Below are 638 nucleotides of genomic sequence, written 5' to 3'. Positions count from 1 at the left end.
CCAGCCTCATCGAGTGCGAGATCAACGCCAAATACTACGAGCAGGAGAGCATCCTCTCCATTCCCGGCATCGGCGTGGACACGGGATGCTTCGACAGCGAGAACATCTCGCCTGCGAACGTCGGACCGTTCAACGACATGACCCTGACGCTGCAGTACGGATCTGAGGTCCTCGGCCTCGACGACATCTGCGTGCTTCTCGAGATCGCCGGCTCCACCCGGCCGACCTACCAGGCCGCGATCGACAAGTGGACCGAGATCACCGGCAAGAAGCCGAAGTACGTCGACGACACCGTGCCCTACGGAGCATCCGACTACACGCCGTACATCGTGAAGGCGCGTGAGCAGGGCTGCAAGGCTCTCGCGATCAACCCCGTCGAGCCCGACGCGATCGGTCAGGTCAAGGCCGCCAACGCACAGGGTTGGGACGACGTGACCTGGCTCTACCTCACCAGCGTCTACAGCGAGAACTTCGCGAAGGCGGTCGACAACGCGGGCGCCGGCATCTACGTGCCTGCCGAGTTCTATCCGTTCACCGACGACAACGACATCAACAAGGACTGGCGGGCGCTGATGGAGAAGAACGACATCCCGCTCACGTCGTTCAGCCAGGGCGGCTACCTCGCCGCGACGTACTTC

General features: G+C 62.7%; 1 protein-coding gene. It reads left to right on the top strand.

From position 1 onward, the window contains the following. A partial coding sequence (locus tag ACI3KS_RS19630; RefSeq protein WP_404920219.1) for an ABC transporter substrate-binding protein occupies positions 1 to 638 on the top strand: 638 nt, incomplete at both ends.

It is taken from the genome of Microbacterium sp. ZW T5_45 (assembly GCF_044987415.1).
GTDB lineage: Bacteria > Actinomycetota > Actinomycetes > Actinomycetales > Microbacteriaceae > Microbacterium.
Note: the sequence above shows the minus strand (reverse complement) of the source record. Positions and strands in the feature narration are given on the sequence as shown.